The organism is Streptomyces sp. NPDC004542 (assembly GCF_040610035.1).
GTDB lineage: Bacteria > Actinomycetota > Actinomycetes > Streptomycetales > Streptomycetaceae > Streptomyces.
Genome location: NZ_JBEXLP010000188.1, coordinates 1 through 3,643, shown reverse-complemented (window position 1 = coordinate 3,643; position 3,643 = coordinate 1). Strand labels below are relative to the sequence as shown.

Genomic DNA, 3,643 nt, shown 5'->3' with positions numbered 1-3,643 from the left:
ACCAGATGGCCCACCAGCTCGACACCGCGACCGCACAGAAGGGCACGGGCGACCTCGCCGCCCTGCTGGCCGGCGGCGACACCTGGACCGTCGTCTGAGCGGATCGACGCGGCACGCCGGGGCGCGCGGCCTGTAACGTCTGCGGCGGCACACAGCAGGACGGGACGAAGAAGGAGCGGGCCGCGCGATGGTCGGTATCGGAGACACTCTCGACGAGGCCGCCGCCGAGCACTTCACCCGCCCCCTCCCCAAGTCGGCACCGGCCCAGATGCGTTTCCTGGTACGGCAGCTGAAGGGCACCCGGCCGGTGGCCGAACTGCTGGGCATCTCGCAGCGCACGGTGGAGCGCTACATCAAGGACCAGCTCAAGCGCCCCCGCCGCGACCTCGCCGACCGGCTCGCCGCGGAGACCCGCAGACGCTGGCAGCCCCGGGTGCGGGAACGAGCGCGGCAGCAGGCCGCCGCCACGGGCGGCATCTTCGTGTCGACCCGGGCCCGCTTCGGCTTCACGGCCGCGCCCGGTACGACCGATGACCCGCGCGTCCGCTACATCAACCAGGCGCTGCCCCCCGAGTACGCGGCCCGGCTGTTCGCCGCGCAGGACGCCGGCGCCACCGAGCGGCAGCTGCGGGACATCCTGGCCGAGGGCCTGGGCGAGATGTACTTCCGCGACCGCAACCGGAGGGCCCAGGGACTGTCGGTCGAGTTCACCGACATCGAGGAACTGGGACTCGACTTCTAGGCTTGCGACACTAACTCGGCTCGGGGGTGCCGTTGTGACTGAGCACTTCAGTTGGCGCGTGAGCGTGTGAGTTGGCGAGTGGAGCGGGCGGTGTCGACGGCTCGGGTGAGCTGGGAGGCGTAGGCGTCGAGAAGCGGCTTCATCTGCTGGTAGAAGGGCACCTTGTTCTGCCGGATCCAGTGACCCACGGTGAACCGGTCCTGGCTCCATGCCGCGTCGAGCTCGGGGTCGTTTCGGGCTTCGGCTGGCTGTGGGGCGAATTGGGTTTCGCCGTGGGTGACTTGGGTCCAGATGTAGGCCGTGGCGGCGAGACGTGCACGGTCGTCGGAGATGTAGCGGGGACTCGGCCGGCGTTTCAGCTGGTCGGCGATCTGGTGCCATGCGTCTGGTGGCAGTGCCCAGCCGGCGAGAAGGGTGCGGCGGTGCCGGTAGTCGATCGGTGGTGAGGAGGCGAGGTCTGCGGCGATCGCGTCCAGGGCTCGTTCGTATGCCTCCGGGGTGCCCTGTCGGCGGCCCCATCTGGTGATGGGGCCGCCCAGGCCCTTTCCGTCGATGCCGAGTCCGAGGAATTCCGCGGCGTCGACGATGGTCTTTCCGAGGGCTCGTCGGACGAGGAAGGCGGAGGTTGTGCGCCGCAGGACCGGCATGCTGAAGGCGGCGGTGAAGGCGCCGAGGTGGCGTTCGGCCCGTTCAAGGGGGAGGAACGCCGGAACGTGCTGTGGGCCGTAATCGAGGCCGCGTTGGGGCAGTCGGCTTCCGCCTCTGCCGCTTCTGCGGTGGGTGGAGACCAGGTATTCAGCGGCGTCCTGGAATCTCTGGGAACAGTCGCCCTGGTAGCGGCGGAACGCGGTGTCCCAGCTGCGGTGACGCTTCGGGGCGATGCCGCTGCGGGTGCGGTTTTCGACCGGTGCGAGCGGAGCCAGCGCGGTCCGCAGGTCGGTGGCCGACAGGATGGCATCGGCAGCGAGGAGGATGCTTGCGCAGGCGCGGGCGTCCGGGGGTGGCGCGCTGACGTGGATGGAGTGCGAGGGGTCCAGTCGAGCGGCCAGCACCTGATCGGTGTGGTGGGTGTCGACGCCCGGGGCGGTGGGGCGGGCCCTGGGCCAGGTGATCATGACGAGTCCACTGGTCATCTGGAGGTCGGTGAAGTACTCGCTGGCCGTCGCCGCGGGGGTGTCCGGGCTGAGCATGGTGGTGATCTTCTTCTGCAGTGCGGCGAGTTCCTCGGGCAGGGGTTCTGCTGGTCCGGGCGGCTGCTGGTCCAGACGGGCGCCGCAAAGGTGGGCCGTCCGTTGGGTGCGGCGGGACCCGTAGGCGAGGGGTGCTCGGCACTGGGCCGGGTGGAGTCCGGCGATGGTCGGGCGGGTAATCAGCTGTCCGAAGCGGTCGGTGAGCGGTCGCTGGCATTCGGGACAGAGGTGTTCGAGGAAGCGCTGGTGGTGTGCACAGGCGAAGACGACGGGCAGTCTCCAGTCGGTCTTCCAGGGGCCGCCGTGGTCCGTCTGCGACGGGGTCCCGTCGCCGGTGAGGCAGTCGGGGCAGTAACGGGCTGCTGAGGGGAAGAGCCAGTCCAGTGCAGGGATGCGCTTGCCGGTGCGGACGACGTCGAGGCTGTGGGCGATGGGTGGGTAGCGGGGTGCGAGCGGCAGCAGGGTCAGAGCCGTGGCTTCGGCAGCGGTGAGCCGGGTGGCGGTCTGGAAGTCGTTCATTCGCTGGGCGGGGAGTTCGAGGGAGAGGGCGGTGCGGGTGATGGCCTGGGTGTTGGGCTGGTAGTCGGCCAGGCCGGTGCGGCGCAGGACGGTGTCCGGGGCGACGTCGAGTCGGTGGGCGAGCCGCATTACATAGCCGGCCAGCAGTTCACCGGGCAGCGGGTCCAGGCTCCTGGGCAGCGGTGTGATCATCGGGCGCTCTCCTGGGCCGTGCCGAGGGGGCCGCGGTCGTCGAAGACGGTGTTGCGGCCGCGGCGGGGCTTGCGCGGGGAGGGCTTTTCGGGGACGTCGGGGACTTCACCGGCGCCGACGTCGCGCCGGTCGCTGTCGCGCAGGTCGATGACGATGCCTTCGAGGAGTTCTTCGTCCAGACGTTCCCGGCCGGAGTCGATGGCCTCGCGGCAGCCGTCTTCGATCAGCCGTTCCAGGAGGCCGACGACACCGTTGGTGCGGTCGTAGAGGTACTCGGGCATCGTGCCCTCGGTGAGCATGCCGGGGCCAGCGTCCAGGAGCCGCAGGCCGCTCTGGACGCCGTGCAGGTGCTGGACCCAGGCGGTGATCTGCGGTGCGGTGCTGTAGTGGAAGCGGTCCAGCTCGATCAGGTCGAAGCGCCGTTCGGTCTGCGTGGCCTCCAGTCCGTGGGCCTTGGCGTGCTGTGAGGGCGGGAGGGCACTCCAGCCCGGGCCGGTGACGCTGACCGGTCCGCCAGGAGAACCGCCGTACCGGCACCGACGCCATCGCCGGCCCCGCCGACAGGTCCTTCACCGGGACGATGACATCGGACTTCCCGACCTTCCACGTCACCGTCCACGTAAGCGGCCATCCCGGCCCCAGATCCAGGCACTCGGTGGCCCGCTCGGGCAGCGAGTACGGCAGTGCAAGATCGTCAAGGCGGCAGGCGTGGGACCACACCGGACCTGCCGGAACATCGACAACCTGTACGTCACCCATGGCGAGAGCACACCGCAGAGCACGAGCCGTACGCGAGGGAAAGCCCAAAACACCATCAACAACCGGGCCGTACCGGTACCCTGCTCAACTCGACAAATCAAATGCTCAGCCACAACCCGTTGGTCAGGGCGCGCTCGCTGTGACGTGCAGGGCTTGATCAAGTTCCGTTGAGGTCGGGCTTGTAGGTGATGCCCAGGATGGGGAGGGCCCGTTCGGGTTGGTCGCGGATGGCGCGGGTGGT

Annotated in this window: 3 protein-coding genes; 1 reads left to right on the top strand and 2 read right to left on the bottom strand. The window is 69.6% G+C overall.

Annotated features, from left to right (window positions below; translation table 11 throughout):
- Nucleotides 1-187 precede the first annotated feature (187 nt).
- Complete coding sequence (locus ABZX30_RS37860; protein ID WP_355942926.1) at nt 188-742, top strand: XRE family transcriptional regulator; 555 nt, start codon at nt 188-190, stop codon at nt 740-742.
- A 47-nt stretch (nt 743-789) separates the two neighbouring features.
- Here ABZX30_RS37860 and ABZX30_RS37855 read toward each other — a convergent pair whose 3' ends face one another.
- Both ABZX30_RS37855 and ABZX30_RS37850 read right to left on the bottom strand, forming a co-directional pair.
- Nucleotides 790-2,643: a TniQ family protein gene (locus ABZX30_RS37855; protein WP_355942923.1), complete on the bottom strand. Its 1,854-nt coding sequence runs from the start codon at nt 2,641-2,643 to the stop codon at nt 790-792.
- The gene (locus ABZX30_RS37850) at nt 2,640-2,942 is read right to left on the bottom strand and encodes a hypothetical protein (RefSeq protein WP_355942920.1); all 303 of its coding nucleotides are present in this window, start codon (nt 2,940-2,942) and stop codon (nt 2,640-2,642) included. The genes ABZX30_RS37855 and ABZX30_RS37850 overlap by 4 nt, the downstream gene beginning before the upstream one ends.
- Between the last annotated feature and the right edge of the window lie 701 nt (nt 2,943-3,643).

Coding starts and splice junctions, on each gene's coding strand:
- ABZX30_RS37855 (WP_355942923.1), bottom strand. CDS start 2,643: ATGATCACACCGCTGCCCAGGAGCCTGGACCCGCTGCCCGGTGAACTG.
- ABZX30_RS37860 (WP_355942926.1), top strand. CDS start 188: ATGGTCGGTATCGGAGACACTCTCGACGAGGCCGCCGCCGAGCACTTC.
- ABZX30_RS37850 (WP_355942920.1), bottom strand. CDS start 2,942: ATGCTCACCGAGGGCACGATGCCCGAGTACCTCTACGACCGCACCAAC.